This is a genomic window from Flavobacterium sp. CF136, from assembly GCF_000282055.1.
GTDB lineage: Bacteria > Bacteroidota > Bacteroidia > Flavobacteriales > Flavobacteriaceae > Flavobacterium.
Genome location: NZ_AKJZ01000045.1, coordinates 1 through 17,053 on the forward strand (window position 1 = coordinate 1; position 17,053 = coordinate 17,053).

12 protein-coding genes and 1 pseudogene are annotated in these 17,053 nt (G+C 33.7%); 7 read left to right on the plus strand and 6 right to left on the minus strand.

The features are described 5' to 3' along the window. Positions 1 to 32: 32 nt before the first annotated feature. The 3 genes from PMI10_RS13995 to PMI10_RS14005 form a co-directional block, all read right to left on the minus strand. Positions 33 to 1,682, minus strand: coding sequence for a S41 family peptidase (locus tag PMI10_RS13995; protein ID WP_007809031.1), 1,650 nt, complete (start codon positions 1,680 to 1,682; stop codon positions 33 to 35). Positions 1,683 to 1,820: 138 nt separating this feature from the next. Continuing rightward, positions 1,821 to 2,546 (minus strand): tetratricopeptide repeat protein, encoded by a 726-nt coding sequence (locus PMI10_RS14000; RefSeq protein ID WP_007809033.1) that lies wholly within the window; start codon positions 2,544 to 2,546, stop codon positions 1,821 to 1,823. Between the two features lie 13 nt (positions 2,547 to 2,559). Continuing rightward, positions 2,560 to 3,132, minus strand: a complete 573-nt coding sequence (locus PMI10_RS14005; protein ID WP_007809036.1) for an RNA polymerase sigma factor — start codon at positions 3,130 to 3,132, stop codon at positions 2,560 to 2,562. A 126-nt stretch (positions 3,133 to 3,258) separates the two neighbouring features. Between PMI10_RS14005 and PMI10_RS14010 the strand changes: the two genes are divergently transcribed. From PMI10_RS14010 to PMI10_RS14030, 5 genes are all read left to right on the plus strand, one after another. After that, the gene (locus PMI10_RS14010) at positions 3,259 to 3,558 is read left to right on the plus strand and encodes a hypothetical protein (RefSeq protein ID WP_007809038.1); all 300 of its coding nucleotides are present in this window, start codon (positions 3,259 to 3,261) and stop codon (positions 3,556 to 3,558) included. Positions 3,559 to 3,763: 205 nt separating this feature from the next. Then, the gene (locus PMI10_RS14015) at positions 3,764 to 4,744 is read left to right on the plus strand and encodes a hypothetical protein (protein ID WP_007809041.1); all 981 of its coding nucleotides are present in this window, start codon (positions 3,764 to 3,766) and stop codon (positions 4,742 to 4,744) included. Positions 4,745 to 4,925: 181 nt separating this feature from the next. Then, entirely contained in the window at positions 4,926 to 6,881 is a 1,956-nt protein-coding gene (locus PMI10_RS14020) for a PKD domain-containing protein (protein WP_007809043.1), read from the plus strand. Between the two features lie 99 nt (positions 6,882 to 6,980). Further along, complete coding sequence (locus PMI10_RS14025) at positions 6,981 to 9,641, plus strand: CHAT domain-containing protein (protein ID WP_007809045.1); 2,661 nt, start codon at positions 6,981 to 6,983, stop codon at positions 9,639 to 9,641. Continuing rightward, positions 9,586 to 10,023, plus strand: a complete 438-nt coding sequence (locus PMI10_RS14030) for a retropepsin-like aspartic protease (RefSeq protein WP_007809047.1) — start codon at positions 9,586 to 9,588, stop codon at positions 10,021 to 10,023. The genes PMI10_RS14025 and PMI10_RS14030 overlap by 56 nt, the downstream gene beginning before the upstream one ends. A 239-nt stretch (positions 10,024 to 10,262) precedes the next feature. Here the strand turns inward: PMI10_RS14030 and PMI10_RS14035 are convergent. Further along, positions 10,263 to 10,842: pseudogene (locus PMI10_RS14035) on the minus strand (MFS transporter); the annotation flags it as partial. Positions 10,843 to 11,503: 661 nt separating this feature from the next. On the opposite strand from PMI10_RS14035, the gene PMI10_RS14040 reads away from it, so the two are divergent. Continuing rightward, positions 11,504 to 12,082: an inclusion body family protein gene (locus tag PMI10_RS14040; protein WP_007809052.1), complete on the plus strand. Its 579-nt coding sequence runs from the start codon at positions 11,504 to 11,506 to the stop codon at positions 12,080 to 12,082. Positions 12,083 to 12,283: 201 nt separating this feature from the next. On the opposite strand, the gene odhB is transcribed toward PMI10_RS14040, so the two are convergent. After that, on the minus strand, positions 12,284 to 13,525 hold the full coding sequence (gene odhB / locus PMI10_RS14045; protein ID WP_007809054.1) for a 2-oxoglutarate dehydrogenase complex dihydrolipoyllysine-residue succinyltransferase: 1,242 nt from the start codon (positions 13,523 to 13,525) through the stop codon (positions 12,284 to 12,286). Positions 13,526 to 13,605: 80 nt separating this feature from the next. Then, entirely contained in the window at positions 13,606 to 16,380 is a 2,775-nt protein-coding gene (locus PMI10_RS14050) for a 2-oxoglutarate dehydrogenase E1 component (RefSeq protein ID WP_007809056.1), read from the minus strand. Positions 16,381 to 16,496: 116 nt separating this feature from the next. Between PMI10_RS14050 and PMI10_RS14055 the strand changes: the two genes are divergently transcribed. Next, complete coding sequence (locus tag PMI10_RS14055) at positions 16,497 to 17,045, plus strand: hypothetical protein (RefSeq protein ID WP_035631910.1); 549 nt, start codon at positions 16,497 to 16,499, stop codon at positions 17,043 to 17,045. Positions 17,046 to 17,053 lie beyond the last annotated feature (8 nt).

Genomic DNA, 17,053 nt, shown 5'->3' on the forward strand with positions numbered 1-17,053 from the left:
AATTAAACCTTTACAGAAAATGACAAATAAAACTATTTCCCAGTTTCAATAAATACCAAAGCACGTTCTAAAACCTCATCTTTTCCTGCCTGAATTCCTTTTATGGTTGGTTTTACTTCAATGTCCGGAACTATACCGATTCTTTGTGTTTCACGACGATCTGGATAATAAACACCAATTCCTGTATATCTGGTATGAAATTTTTTAAAATCAATATCTATTGCATTTCCATCCGTCCCTGCCGTTTGACTTCCGATAATTGTTGTGTTGCCTGCCGTTTGGAAACACATAGCCGTCCATTCTGACTGACTTATTGACTTTTCATTTAGCAATACAATAACTTTTCCTTTATAATTATCTTTGTTTTCAAATCCAGCTTTTCTTCCTTCTGTTGTCCAAACATATCGACCCGGATAATTAAGACAAGGCATGGTGTAAATACAAAATTCTTTTGCATGCGGATTTAAAAAATTAGAAATCGACTCGTACGTTTCCTTTGGATAATTTCTCATATCAAAAACAATTGCTTTTGTGGATTTTAAAGCTTCAATCATATCTGGAACATGTCTGTCCTTTATTACACCCATGTCGACATAACCAATATTATTATCCAGAAGTTTAAATTTTTCCTTTTTTTTAATAGCTCCTTTCTTAAATTCATTTCTGTGAGAATCATGATAATTATACCACGTCATTGTTTTTGTAATGTACTTGTCATCTTTTAAAAACTCTACTTTCACAGTATCCGAATTGCTTAATAAAATTTTCTCAACCAACTTGTCTAAATATTTAGGCTCATTCGAAGCGGAAATCAAATCTCTATTTTCTAAGATAATCTCTCTTATTGTTTTATCATTTATTTTAGTAATTACATCACCAATTTTTATATCATCTGCCTGAGCCAAACTATCGCCCAAAATTGCTGTAACGACCATTTTTTCATTAATTATCTTTCCGTCAGCGGGAAAATATCTCCTAATTTCAGAACTTGACGGAGAAGGATATATATAAAACTCAACATGGCCGTCATTGAGTTTACTCGACAATTTTCTCATTATAATATAAAAATCGCTTTCGTTCTTAGCATCAATAACAAGTGGTAAGGTTTGCTCTAAACTCAAATCCCATTTTTGATCCATTACATATTTGTACGGAAAATAATATTCTATTAAATTCCAATAGGCAAACAACATTACTATTCTGGAGCTTTTATTATTATAATCAAGATCGAAGTAATTTTTCACATTTTTTAAAGCATCAAAACCCATCTCGAATTCCTCATTACTTTGAAATCTATTATCTTCAATAAACTTCAGTTTCTTAGAAAGTTTTTTAGAAAACAACTTATTATTAAACCAACTTAAATCGAAATTTTCATCAAAATACTCAACATCTTTTGGTTGTACAATTGGTGCAATTTCTTTGACTGGCCCAAGATTATCAATCCAGTTTTCCAGAACTAATGAAAACTCTTCTTTGGTTTGAGCTTTTTCTATTTTTGGTAAAACATCAATAAGCTGCTGATCCCAATTAAATTCGCCATTGGCAACTTTTGGATGATAATATTTTAAGAAACCCCAGACTTTGCAGGTAGCAGTCAGTTTTTCGGTTTCAGAAATTTTGGTATTTCCAAATATGGTTTGAGAAAGTACAACAAGTAGTAACAGGGTAATTTTTTTCATGAAAAGAAGTTTCGTTTTTGGCAGATTAGATAAACCGAATTTAGATATTAAAATTTGATTTCTACTTTTTAGCACAAAAAAAGAGACAATGTGAATTTGTCTCTTTTGTAATTTCTGTTTTTTTTTATGGTAGAAATTTTAATCCAACTCTTTCAACAATTTCTGAACCTGCTCTTCATTCTCGAAATCAGAAGGAATAGTCAATAAAATTTCTTTGCAGGCTTTATAGTTTTTTTGTTTTAATTTAGACAAAGCCAGGTTCCAGACTGCTTTATTTTTGTAGAGGGAAGTCCCCGATTTTAATTGGTTAAAAATAGCTTCCGCTTTCGAAAACTGATTCATTTCCAATAAGGAAATTCCATAAAAATATTGAATTTCAGCAGATTTATTATCTTTCAAAATGATTTCAAAAAGCGGAATTGCCTTTTTATAATCTTTAGCATTGAAAGCTGTTTCTGCTTGTTTTAAAGTTACATTGACATCACCTCTTTCGGCAAAATAAGCTTGTTCCTGCTGATTAAAATCTTCAAAATTTGGATTTGAATTCTGATTAAAAAAGAAAATCCCAATTAAAACAGCAACCGATGCTGCAGCAGCCACATACCATGGTTTAAGTTTAATTACTTTTGCTTCAGACGATTTGAAATGTGCTTTAGAAATAGTTTTAAGGTTTGATTTAAAAGCTTCACGCTCTTCTTCAATCCCAAATTTATTTGCCAGTTGAAAATGCATTTCTCTAAAAGTTTCAAACGAAGAAGCAAACGATTTATCTTCCGCCAATTGGCGTTCAAAATCTTTTTTGTCTTCAATTGTCATTTCATTTTGAAGATACTGATCAAACAATATGTATTTTTCTTCGTTCATGATGGGGTTCTTTTTAACGATTTATAGAATTGGCTTCCTGAATCCACTGCGTTAACTGTCCTACGCACAACGATTTCTTTTTACGGACATAACCATAGGTTACATTGAGCTTTTCGGCTACTTCTTCCATGGTTTTAAGCGTAAAACTCCATTGTAAAAGTTCTTTGCATTTATCCCCTAACTTTTGAAACATCATATCAAAAAGCTGCTGTTTTTCATCGAAAGCTTCGGTTTGTAAAACCATTTCCTGAGTTGATTCTTTTATAGATGCCAAATCCTCGTTGATTGTTACCCCTTTATTTGATGTTTTTTTCAATTCATTCAACCATCTCCTTTTACACAGCAAAAAGAAATAGGCATCAAACGGACAAGTCAGCTGCAGCGTATTGGCTTTTGCCTGATTAAAAAGTACAATCATGACCTCCTGAACAACATCCTGCGCCTGATCTTCATCTCCCGAGTTGTTCTTTATAAAGTAAACAACTTTAGGAACAAACTTTTTATAAATAGACTGAATTACTGCCGAATTATTATTCGCCAGTCCTTCGATATACATTTGGTCAGGATGAATTGTCTGTTTTTCCATATTAAAAATTATCAGCTAAAGTAAAAAAAAGAATCTGAAAAAAAATCAAAGGAGAGGGGTAACAATTATAAAAACAAATTGATATAGCCTAACAAATGTTTTTTTAAGAATCAAAATCACATCAAAATGAAAAGTTATCAATTTACAACCGAGAAAGATTTTGCCAAATTCCAGGAAACGCTTTCAGCCAAAATCCGTAACGGATTTGTCATAATAGAACGTAATGATAAACTGCCGTATGTTGTTTTAAGCAAAGCCAAAAAACAAATGGACCCTTCATTTCATCTGGCTTTGGTTTTTATAACTCTGGGGCTTTGGTCAATCGTCTGGTTTTATATACTGATTAAACTTTCAGGTAATAAAGAAATACTTGTTGCCCTTGATGAAGACGGAAATGTTTTTGAAGAAAAATGCCTCTCCAAATAAATTTTAAAAAAAAATTAAAAACAGGGGTAACAATTTAAAAAGCCAATTGATATAACCATATAAAAAGGATTAGAAAATAAATTTTAAAAACAAGGGTAACAATATCAAACCCGAATTGATATAAGAATACAAAAACGATAATTAACAACCGGAATCTGAAACCACTTGAAATTTTTCAAGACAGATTTATAAAAAATTAGAAATCATGAACACAAATTTTAAAAAAATCGGATTATTATTTTTAGCAATCGCAACATTTGTAAGCTGTGATGACAGTGATGGAGATAATACAGTTACGCCACCATCATCAACAGAATTTGCTGCTGTCAGAGATGAAGCTTTGGCAGGAAAAACACAACATTTTACGGCAACAGCCGGAGCAGGAGTTATCACGCTTACATCTGCAAAAGGAGTTAAAATCAATATCAACGGAAGTTGTCTGACTAAAGCAGGAAATGCCGTAACCGGAGCAATCGATATTGAATATGTAGAGCTTTTTGACAAAGGCGATATGCTTGTAACCAATAAACCAACCATGGGTTTAATGGCTGACGGAAACAAAAACTTATTAATTTCAGGTGGTGAATTTTTCATCAAAGCCACACAAGGCGGACAAGCATTAGCTACTACATGCAGCATCAATCTGTTGGTACCAACAAATTTAACAGGAGGTTTGGACAATGCCATGACACTATGGTTTGGAAACACTGAGGATGCAGACGATTTAGTTTGGAGAGAAGCCAAAGATGGTGCTGACGGTACCGGAGGAAAAGGCGGTGTTCAGGGTGAAGGAAACAATTATTATGTAACATTTGGAAATTTTGGATGGACAAACGTTGATAAATTCTACAGTGATCCAAGACCTAAAACTACTATACTTGTTGATGCTCCCGAAGGTTACGACAATGATAATTGTGCGATTTATTTATCATACGATGGAGAAGGGCAAAATGCTTTAGCAAAATTAGATACTTATACAGCAGCAGGATTATTCAGCGAGCACTACGGACAAATCCCGGTTGGATTGGCTTGTCACATCATTTTTGCCACAGAAGATAATGGTCAATGGCGTTATGCAATCAAAGGTGTAACAATAGCTGCAAACCAAACCTACAGCTTTACTTTAGCAGAAACAACAGTCGGCAGCGAAGCTCAACTGGTAGCCGCAATCAATGCTATTCAGTAACTTACAAATACTTTTTTAAGAAAAAGTGATGATTTGCTCATCACTTTTTTTTACATTTAAACCTGTTTTAAATTGATTCTGATGATTTTCAGAAGCTAATCCTGCTGTCCGTTGTATCTTTTATGCCGAACTCCGGCACAAAAGGATGCCACTTCCATCAGGGCTAAAAACCTCTCTAGTTATGAAACCACCACTACTATCTGTTTTATTTGCTCTGTTTTCAATTGTCTCCTTCTCGCAAATCAAAGTAAAAGACACCATAACCCGAAGAGCCAATATCATTTACAACCAAAACGGAAATCAGGTTACTTTTAAACCCGAAACTCCGCCCTTAATTCCGATTGCGGGTGCTCCAAAACCAAGTTATTCGTATTTATGGGAACTGGGCGACGGTCATTTCAGTAAAGAAGCCGAACCAAAACATGTTTACAAAAACAAAGGAACTTATACCACCCGACTTGCCGTAACCAATAATTACGACAACGGAAAACCTCCGGCTACACGCCCAAAAAAAGTGGCTGTAAATGACATAACCGATACTAATTACAAAGATATTGCATCAATTGCCGATCAAAACGGATTCGAAATCCTGAAAAATTGCGACCCAATTCCGGAACAGGAAATGGTCGTTGTAGTGGGTTATCAAAATTTAGAGAACTATGTTTCCAGCGGTAAGCTGTATCTTTTTTATAACGAAAAACAATTCAAAAGCAATAATTTCGAATTAGTCGATTTTAGAACGTATGCCAACGAACGCGAAATAAAAGAAAACATTGTCGCAGCTGTTGACGATCTTGATGACACCAAAAATTATCTGGCTTCAGCCGACAACACTTTAAAAATAAAAAAATACCGAAACACAACTACCGAAGAAGATCTCGATGCATCATTATCAGACGCCCATAAAACCTATCATAATGTTTCTGTTTTAGAATTTGACGATGTCAATCCCGGTGAAACCCATAATGTTTTTTATACTTTTAAAACTACACCCGAAATGATTAAGGATACCAGCGCAACGGTAACTATGCGAGGGATATTTGTTCCAAACCGAAGTTTTAAAAACCATAAAATAAAAAACCTCGAAATGGAAATCGTAACCTCTCACGATCCTAATAAAATGGGGTCTAACGGAAGTTTAATCAACTATCGTCTGGTACGGTTTAAAAGAGTAAAATTTAAAACTCGTTTTCAGAATAATGGCGAAGGACCAGCAAGGATGATTCGCTTAGAAACCGATATTCCGGATATGTTTGATAAAAAAACATTTCAAATTGAAGGCATGTATCCTGAATGCCCAATTTGTCCAAAAGGCGAAGAACCAACCGTAAGCTGTTTGGATACGATTATCAAACAAAAACAAATTTTCTTTACGTTTAAAAATATTTATTTACCTGGAAGTGAACAAAAAAATGTACATGAAAAAGACTCAACCAAAGGTTTTGTCCGGTATTCAATGAAATTCAACGAAGACTTTCATAAAGTAAACACCAGAAGCAGAACGGCAATTATTTTCGACAAAAATGAACCTATTATTACCAACTACGCCACTACCCGATTTTTACCAGGAATATCGATTGGTGTTAAAGCCGGATATAATTTCTATCCTAATTTAGATAATTCGACCAGTTATTTTGTTGGTGCAACTATTTCACCTTTCAAGTCGTATCGCTTTTACTGGCAGGCAGAATGGGTCAATAGCTTAAATAAATATGATAGTTCGGTTAATGTAGTTGATGAAACAATTACCAATGCAAACGGTGTAAAACAAAGACAGCGTACCACTACAAGTACCGAAAACAAAAGTGTCAATTGGGAAGTCCCGGTTCTTATTCGCTACAACATTAACAACTACATAGGAATTGGTGCCGGTTTTCAAACTAACATAAATGTTTCGCAAGAGCAGAATCAGAGTAGACGAATAGACCTTTTTGAGGGTGATTCGGATAAACTCATAATTAGCACAAGAACAGAATCAAACTCAGCTAAAAACTCATTGACAAATTTAAAAACAGGGCTTTTATTCGATTTAACAGCCGGATTTGCCAGAATTGGCCCAAGTCTGGGGGCGCGTTATGTAATTAATTTTGAACAGAATTTTAATTATTTCCAGTTTTATGGAATTTGGAAATTTTAAAATTCAAATGTCACCCTGAGCGGAATCGAAGGCTTCATAATTGAAAAGGTCTTCGACTCCGCTCAGACGGACACTTCACAATACTATTCCAACTATAATATGAACTTAAATAACTTATATGTTTTAATTTTTCTTTTCCTAAACCTAACAGTTTGGGGACAACATCAGGAAGATAAAATATATAACGCAATTGATGTTTTTGTTGCTCATCCTTCTGCGAAAGCGTTACAAAATCTTACCAACACTGAAACCGCTTTCTGGAAAAGCCCAAAACCAAAATCTAAAGATGAGTTATTGGCGATTGCGGTTTTAAATTGCAACAAAGCTTATTATGAAAACCAATTTGGACAATCGGAAAATGCAATAAAAAGCTATGAAAAAGCCTGGCAGATTTACCAAAAAAACAAACTCAGAAATTACGATATTATCGAATATTGCCTGAAACCTTTAGGTAATTTATATACCATTTTGGGCGATTACGACAATGCCGAAAACACCATTAAACAATATTATTTTATTGCAAACCTGGAGAAAAATGAACCTCAGAAAGTGGCAGCAATTCTTAATTTATCAAACGTATATCAAAACACGGGGAATGTTTACAAAGCAATTGATTTAATCGAAAAGACAATTCAAACAGAAAGATTAACCCCAACTCAAAAAGGTCTTTTATTAAACAATTTAGGAACTAATTATTTCCTGACAACGAAAGGTTTTTTAATTAAAACAAATGCTTTTGATAAGGCTGAAAATTCATTTCTGAAAGCTATTTCATTATTAGAAAATGATAAATCACAAACTGAAACTTTATCCAATTCTTACCGAAATTTAGCCAAACTAAACATGGAACGCAATGATTTGAATAAAGCCACGGAATATTTTGAAAAAGCCAAAATTGAATTCAATAAAATACCAAATCAGGAACCCCGAAAAATAGCGCAGTTTTATTACGAAGCTGCTTTTATTTCTTTCAAGCAAAGAAAAATAAGTGATGCAAACCAGAATATTACAGCTGTTTTTAAAACGCTTCTTCCAAATTATTCGAATATAAAAAGTGTCCTGCCTAATCAAAATTCGCTGTATGCAGAAACTGTTTTACTTGATGTTTTAGATTTACAGGCTGAAATTTATCTGGTACAAAGCCAGCCTAAAAATGCATTAAAAAGTTATACACTTTCGTTTTATATCGAAGATTTGTTCCAGTCACTTTTGGTGTATGAAAATTCCAAAATCGTAACACAAATCAGAAATCGGAACCGAACTGAAAAATGTATAGCTATTTATTATTCTCTTTATGAAAAAGAAAAGAAAATAAGTTATATCGAAAACGCTTTTTTACTTTCGGAACAAACCAAATCTGTTGTTTTAAAGAGTCGACTCAATGATCATCAAATTCTTTCAAGAGAAGAAAAACTCATTCTGCAGCAGCTTCAAAACTGGAATACGGTTATTGTAAAAGAACAGCAAAAACTGGAATTGGCCGATATTTCTAAAATTAATGAAGCCATCAAAAAACAAAACGAATTGATGCTGCTTCTTAAAAAAGATCAAACCAAAACTGCCAAAGAAACCAATAGCGAGTTTGATTTACAAAAATTATATGTCAAATTAGAGGAAGACAAGGCGACGATGGTTGAATATTTTTTTGGTGCCAATTGCATTTATAATTTTACAATTGAGAATAAAAAAATAACACTTCATTATATTTCTCTGGAAGGCACCTGCTTTACAAGTCTGATGGGATTTATCCGCTTTTTCAATAATCCAAATGCGATAGCAGATAATCCTCAAAATTATAATCGGATTGGTGAAAGCATATACCGAATATTAAAAATTCCGTCTTATAAAAAGCATAAAAACCTCATCGTTATTCCTGATGGTATTCTGAGTTTTTTGCCTTTTGAAGCTTTGATTACAAAAGAATCCAAAACTACAAATTTTGCAAAAATGCATTATTTGCTAAATGATTTTAATGTTGCTTACAACAATTCTGCTTCATTTTATTTGAACTCAATTCCATTTTCAAATACTAAAAAAACAGTTTTGGGAATTTTTCCGGTTTTCGAAAAAACCAATTTTGCCTTAACATTTTCTAAGAATGAATTACAATCAATCAAGAAGAATTTTGAAGGTCAGTTTTTCGAAAATAATAATGCAACGTTTTCAAATTTCAAAAACAATGCGGCTAATTATTCTATTCTGCATTTGAGCACACATGCTTCTTCGGGTGATACAGAAACGCCAGCGAGTATTAAATTCTATGATCAGGAAATATTATATTCTGAGTTGTATAATCTTAATATAAAACCGGATTTGGTAGTTTTGAGTGCCTGCGAAACCGGAATAGGAAAATTGTATAGAGCCGAAGGCGCGATGAGTGTTGCAAGAGGTTTTCAGTTTGCCGGAGCTCAAAATTTATTGTTTTCGTTATGGAAAGTAAACGATTATACGACTTCTGTTTTTATGGCTGATTTTTATCAAAACATCAAAAACAAACAATCCTATTTTGAAGCAAATGCCAATGCAAAACGCGATTTCCTAAATGATTCAAATATTTCAAATGCTAAAAAATCACCTTACTATTGGAGTGCTTTTGTGTATTACGGAACTATTTCTAATCCTGAAAAATCTTCAAATTATATCGTGTATATCATTAGTATATTGACCGCAATTGGTTTATTTTTGATTTTCAATCATTATCGAAATGGAAGATCTTCAGAAAGTCCTCAAAAAAGAAAAATACAAAAAAATAAAATTTAAAATCATCAAAACACAACATTTATTGATTAAAGTAAAAATAAATGATGTTTCAGGAAATTTTATTTTAGACACCGGAGCTTCCAATTCCTGTGTGGGTTTTGAAAGTATTGAACGATTTAAATTAACTACAAAAAATTCAAAGACCAAGGCTTCCGGAGCAGGCGGAACCGGAATGGAAACACAAATTTCTAAGCATAATTCCATGCAAATAGGTTCCTGGAAAAATACTGATTTCGGTATCGTGATTTTTGACCTTTCACATGTCAATGAAGCTTTACAGCAATACAAAGCAAAATCTGTTCACGGCATTATTGGCGCTGATGTTTTGATGGAAGGTAAAGGTATTATTGATTATTATAACCATTATTTGTATTTGAAATAATTAATACAACAACGACTAAACAAAACCTATTAAAAATAAAGTAAAAGTTATTAACAAATTAAAGTAAAAAAAGAGCCTTATTTGATAGTTATTTGACAAATAGATGTGTTTTTACTTGTAACCCCAGTAAATACTGGATATTCTTATTTGATGGTTATTTGATTATGGAGCAAAAAAAGTTAATAAATATCGTAAATGATTTGATTAAACAACCAAACGAAAGTGAATGGGTTGAATTCAAATTGAATTATCATCCAGCTTTCTGAAACAAAAGCAAACAAAAACATTCCAATGGCATATAATGTCATTCCAATATAAATACTTTTTTCATTTCCTAATTTTCTGCTTGTCCATCGTATCAAACCACCCTGAACCAAACTTACTAGAACCCCGACAACACCTAACGAAATACTACCATTTTTTCATCCCAGCTAAATTTGTACATTGTAAAATAACTCCAGTTACTTTCTACCGCATGGGACGCAACATAAATTAAAAACAGCGCAAACAATAATCCATAAAGCGCAGGTATTTCTTTAAATTTAAAAAGGCGCCAATTGGATTGGCTCTTTTCAAATTAATAGGTCTTCTGCTTTCTTTTGATAATGATTCCGGCAAAATAAAATAACCATATAAGAAATTCAGTAAGCATAAAACTGCTGCTCCATAAAATGGAATTCTGGATCCGTAATGACCTAAAATACCTCCTATAACAGACCCAATTATAAACCCTAATCCAAAAGCGGAACCAATCATTCCGAAATTTTTGGCTCTGTTTTCAGGTGTACTCACGTCGGAGATATAAGCGGAAGCGGTTGATTATTGTTTTAGTAAAAAAATCAATAGGAATGGGCTTTAGCCCATTTTTAAAAGGAAGATGTAAATTGGCTTAGCCAAATTTTACTAAACCACTCTGCACTTTCAGTGCAGAGGTTTGATTTTACGAGAGACTGAAAGTCTCTCTATTTTAAAACTGATATTAGGTCAATTTAAAGCTAATGTTTTATATTTTTTCGCATTACTAAAGTACTGCAATAAATTGCAGGGTTTTAAACCCCGACCTGAGACCAATAAAGTTTCGGCTAAAGCCTTTATTCATTTGTAAATTTTAACATCTGGTTAAAGCCAGACGCAATTTATTTTATTGTAACCAATGATAATCATCGCATTGGCATCTAGACAATAATCGAACTCAGGTTAAAAAAAACAATTCTGGGAATATAAACCCATTTATTCTTTGGCTTTGGCTAAAAAAAATCTTGTGTTAGCTTTTTATTAAGATTAAAAAAATGAAGCTAAATTTTCAATTGTAAATTGAAAAGTAAAACATTAGAACAAAAATTATTTTTAATCAATTTAAAATCAGGTATTTATACGCTAATTAGATTGTAAATACTATTTTAATTTAGCCTTATAATATAACAACAGTGAAAACCGAAAAACTGAAAAAAGAGTAGGTAAAATCAAAAAATTAAATAAAATGGATTCAGAATTAAAAAACTCGCAAATTCTAGAAGCAGCATTAAACAATGTTGCACAAATTACCAACATCCAAGTAATTATTGATACGGATAAAATCCAGAATGATTACCCAAATGGAGGAAGTAAAGACTCCAACAATCCAACAGGAATAGGACATCAATACCAATATATGGTGAGTTCTAATCTGGCCGGAAGTACAGGAAGCGGTACTGCTGATCTAACTATTAATGCACTTTCCGGAGATGTAGTTCGCTTTAATGCTGTATCTGAATATGACAATTTCAACAATGCTGTCATAATCTATAATATACAAAAATTTGGAGGTTCAAATGTATTTGGGGATTTTACGTCCAAAGTATTTACTGCCCCAGGAATCCAACCTTCAGTAGGAACTTCTCCTCTGCCTATTCAAATTGTTAATTCAATGACTTATTGGTTTTATCAGGCAGATGTGATTACAAGTGGTACAGAACAATACAACATTAGTTTTGCTCTTTATGTTTTAAACAGACAATCTGGTACAATGCAATTGTATGGTTATTTTATATGGGATCCAACAATTATTGTTAATGGATAATTAATAAAAAGTCCTAATATAGAAGAATGGCTATCAAAAACATCTATTTTTGATAGCCATTTTTTTGTCATCCTTTTGGACTAAAAAAGTTTTTTTGAGTTCATCCCAACTACTTTATGGGATAAATCCGCTTTAAAGTGACTAATAATACTAAAAAAACCGTTTACAAAAACGGCTTTTTTATAGAAATTATTATAAAAATTACAACTCCAATGCTTTTTTAGCATCTCCGTTCATCAATAATTCTACAGGATTTTCTAATGCTTCTTTAACAGCAACCAGGAAACCAACTGACTCACGTCCGTCGATAATTCTGTGGTCATAAGAAAGTGCTACGTACATCATTGGGTGAATTTCAACTTTACCGTTTACAGCAATCGGACGCTCGATAATGTTGTGCATTCCTAAGATTCCTGATTGTGGAGGGTTGATAATTGGTGTAGATAACATACTTCCGAAAACACCACCATTTGTAATAGTAAATGTTCCACCAGTCATATCATCAACAGTGATTTGCCCGTCACGTGCTCTTAAAGCCAATCTTTTAATTTCAGCTTCGATTCCACGGAAAGTTAAAAGTTCAGCATTACGAACTACAGGAACCATCAATCCTTTTGGTCCTGAAACCGCTATTGAAATATCTGCAAAATCGTAAGCAATTTTATAATCACCATCCATCATTGAGTTCACATCAGGATATAATTGTAAAGCTCTTGTAACTGCTTTTGTAAAGAACGACATAAAGCCTAAACCAAGACCACCATGTTTTGCTTTGAAAGCATCTTTGTATTCATTACGAATCTGGTTGATTGGCGTCATGTTAACTTCGTTGAAAGTAGTCAGCATTGCTGTTTCGTTTTTAGCAGCTACTAATCTTTCAGCTACTTTACGACGCAGCATTGATAATTTTGTACGCTCAGTTCCACGGCTTCCACCAGTTGGAGTTCCCATTGAAGGCACTGTATTTACAGCATCATCTTTTGTAATTCTTCCACCTTTTCCAGTTCCTGAAACTGTTGCCGGTGCTATGTTTTTTTCGTCTAATATTTTTCTTGCTGCAGGAGATGGAGCTCCGGTAGCATATGTTGCTGCTGCAGCTGGTGCTGCTTTTGGAGCCTCTGCCTTAACCTCCGCTTTTGGTGCTTCTGCTTTAGGCGCTTCCGCTTTTGGAGCCTCAGCTACCGGAGCGTTTCCTGAAGGTTTTGCTGCACTTGTGTCAATTAAACAAACTACGGCTCCTACTGCTACTGCATCACCTTCTTCTGCTTTTAACGTAATGATTCCGCTCATTTCAGCTGGTAATTCAAGAGTTGCTTTGTCTGAATCAACTTCGGCAATAGCCTGATCTTTTTCTACATAATCTCCGTCTTTTACTAACCAAGTTGCAATTTCTACTTCTTTTATTGATTCCCCTGGTGATGGGACTTTCATTTCTAAAATCATCTTATTTTTGTTTAAAGTTTTAATTGTTTAAAATTTCATGTTAGCGTTAAACCTGAAACTTTAAACTTGAAACATTCTTTTTATCTGAATAAATTTTTATCGAATACCATTCTGATTGCATCTGCGTGACGGCGTTTTGCACGTGTATAACTTCCTGCAGCCGGAGCAGCATAAGCTTTTAATGATGCTAATCTCCATTTTACAAGGTCAAAGTTCATTAACATGAAGCTGTAAGCTCCCATGTTTTTAGGCTCTTCCTGTGCCCAAACATAATCATCAGCTTTTGGATATTGTGCGATAATTTCTTTGATCTGATCAACCGGGAAAGGGAACAATTGCTCGATACGAACTACTGCAACATCTTTTCTTCCATTATTTTCTCTTTCGGCAACAATATCATAATAGAATTTACCTGTACAGAAAACTAATGTTTTTACATCTTTTTTGTTTACAGTATTATCGTCGATGGTTTCCTGAAAACTTCCTTTTACTAATTCTTCAACTGAAGACACACATCTTGGATCACGCAACAAACTTTTTGGAGAGAAAACAACTAAAGGTTTACGGAAATTCGTTTTCATTTGTCTTCTCAACAAGTGAAAGAAGTTCGCTGGCGTTGTACAATCGGCTACATACATATTATGTCTTGCGCAAAGTTGTAAATAACGCTCCATTCTTGCCGAAGAGTGTTCAGCACCCTGGCCTTCGTATCCGTGTGGCAATAATAAAACAATACCGTTTTGGTTGTTCCATTTGTCTTCTCCACAAGAAATATACTGGTCAATCATAATTTGCGCTCCATTACTGAAATCCCCAAATTGTGCTTCCCAAATAGTTAGGGTTTTTGGGTTTGCCAAAGCATAACCGTAATCAAATCCTAAAACTCCGTATTCTGATAAAAGAGAATTGAAGACTCCGAATTTCCCTTTTTTGTTTTCGATATTGTTCAATAAGATTACTTCCTCTTCAGAATCTTCTACTTTAACTACCGCATGACGGTGAGAGAAAGTACCACGCTCAACATCCTGACCTGAAATTCGAACATCAAATCCTTCAGTTAAAAGTGAACCGTAAGCTAATGCTTCTGCCGTTCCCCAATCTAAAGTATTATTATCATACCCTGTTTTTCTATCCGATACAATTTTGGTTATTTTGTTAATGAACTTTTTATCGGATGGTAAAGTTGATATTGTTTTTATAATAGAATCCAGTCCTTTTTTAGCGAAAGATGTATCTACTTTTTTTAACATCGCATCATCAGAAACCTGCTCAAATCCTTTCCATTCATTTTGCATGAACGGTGTTATGATTGTCAAAGCCTTTTTACGGGATGCTTCTAAATTTTGTTCAAGATCTGCTTTGTATTCTTTTTCTAATCCGTTTACATAATTACCATCGATAACTCCTTCTGACAATAATTTCTCTGCATAAATGTCTCTTGGATTTTGATGTTTTGCAATAATCTTATATAAAACAGGTTGCGTAAAACGAGGTTCATCACCTTCGTTATGACCGTATTTTCTATATCCTAATAAATCGATAAATACATCACGTCCAAATTCCATTCTGTAATCTAATGCAAAAGATACTGCATGTACAACCGCTTCTGCATCGTCAGCATTTACGTGTAATACAGGCGAAAGTGTTACTTTGGCAACATCTGTACAATAAGTTGATGAACGGGCATCAAGATAATTTGTTGTAAAACCAACCTGATTGTTGATTACGATATGAATTGTACCTCCGGTTTTGTAACCGTCTAATTGTGCCATCTGAATAATTTCATACAAAATACCCTGACCTGCAATTGCAGCATCTCCGTGAACGGCTATAGGTAATACTTTTGAGAAATCATCAGCATAATATTTATCTTGTTTTGCTCTTGTAATACCTTCAATAACAGCTCCAACAGTTTCTAAGTGAGAAGGGTTTGGTGCTAAATTGATATTGATGCTTTTTCCTGTTCTTGTTTTTTTATCGGCTGTAAGACCTAAGTGATATTTTACGTCACCGTCAAAATATTCCTGATCGTAATCTTTACCGTCAAATTCACCAAAAATATCCTGAGTTGATTTGCCAAAGATATTTGCCAAAACATTCAGACGACCACGGTGAGCCATTCCCATTACAAATTGTTCTACTCCTTTTTCAGCAGCTTTTTCAATCAAAGCATCCAAAGCAGGAATAATAGTTTCTCCACCTTCTAATGAAAAACGTTTTTGACCTACATATTTAGTATGCAAAAAGTTCTCGAAAGAAACGGCCTGATTTAATTTATTAAGAATAGTTTGTTTCTCTTCTGTAGAAAAATTAGGCTGATTAACATTTACAGCTAATTTATCCTGAATCCATTTTACAACACCAGGATTTCTGATGTACATATATTCAATACCGATATGCTGACAGTAAATTGCTTTAAGACGGGTAATAATATCCTGCAATGTACAAGGTGCAACACCAATAACCTGTGCAGCATCAAAAACTATAGAAAGATCAGCTGTTGTCAATCCGAAATTCTCTATATCCAAAGTCGGAGATGAAGTTCTTCGATCACGAACCGGATTTGTTTTAGTGAATAAATGACCACGTGAACGGTAGCCATCAATTAATTTTAAAACATTAAATTCTTTTTGTAATTTTTCTGAAACCTTACTGTAATCTGTGTTGTCGCTAGTTACGTATTCAACGATTTGCTGAACCGGATTTTCGTCATTATAAGTCGTCATTCCAAAATCGAAACCCTGGAAAAAACTTCTCCAGCTTGGCTCAACGCTATCCGGATTTACTAAATACTGATCATATAATTGTGCGAAAAACTCTGTATGCGCTGCATTTAAAAATGAAAACCTATCCATAATATGTGTGAATATACTTTTTGTTAAATAGAATGGCAAAAGTACAACAATCGATATTATTTAAATCGTTTTTTTACGTACTTTTACGTAAAAATTTGTTAAAAATTGACCTAACTATGAGAAAAATTCATCTTTCAGTCGTTTTCAAATCATTTTTTGTGATTTTGATTTGTCTGTTTTCAAATCTTATAAATGCTCAGGATCAAAATAATGTAATCGATAACACTAATCAATTTTGGGATAAGGTTCAGTTTGGAGGCGGATTGGGTCTCGGAATTGGTTCCGGTTATACTGATATTTCAGTAATGCCGAGTGCGATTTATAATGTAAATGAGATCGTTGCAGTTGGTGTTGGTTTGCAATTTGGTTATTTGTCATCTAAAAACGAATATCATTCTTATGTGTATGGAGGAAGTCTTATAGGATTGGTAAATCCGATTCCGCAAATTCAATTATCAGCTGAGTTAGAGCAAGTTCGTGTAAACACAGAATACGAATATGTTGGTGCAGATTTTTCAGAAAATTATTGGAATACCGCATTGTTTCTGGGAGCCGGTTACAGAACCGGAAACGTTACTATTGGCGGTCGTTATGATATTTTGTTTAATGCTGATAGAAGTCTTTACGGATCTGCTTTTATGCCTTTTGTGAGGGTTTATTTTTAAAAAGGGTT